Annotated in this window: 1 pseudogene; it reads right to left on the reverse strand. The window is 38.4% G+C overall.

Going from position 1 to position 385, the window contains the following annotated elements:
* A pseudogene (locus WG67_RS08310) lies at positions 1-385 on the reverse strand (UDP-N-acetylmuramate--L-alanine ligase); the annotation flags it as partial.

Consider the following 385-nt stretch of genomic DNA (forward strand, 5'->3'; position numbering starts at 1 on the left):
TAAAGTTGCATATATTTCATTTGGATGATGGGCATAATCCTCAATTAACTTAACACCTTTAATATCGGCAATCAAAGAGAATCTTCTTGCTACTCCTTGAAATTCCAAAAGGCCTTTTTTAATATCTGCATCGCTAATTCCGAGCTTTATCGCAACTGATATTGCAGCTAGGGCGTTGCTTACTTTGTGAATTCCAATTGCATTTGATAGTACTATGTTTTTTAAAGGGCTGGATCCCAGTGTCACGCACTGGGATGACATCTCTGTACACTTTCCTTTTGTCATTCCAGCACGTAATGCTGGAATCCAGTTGTTCAACACATCAAATTCTATGCTGTTAGCATGCTGTTTAATGTTGCTGGCTCTTATGCTACCATTCTCAAAC

This window comes from Wolbachia endosymbiont of Drosophila incompta, from assembly GCF_001758565.1.
Lineage (GTDB): Bacteria > Pseudomonadota > Alphaproteobacteria > Rickettsiales > Anaplasmataceae > Wolbachia > Wolbachia pipientis.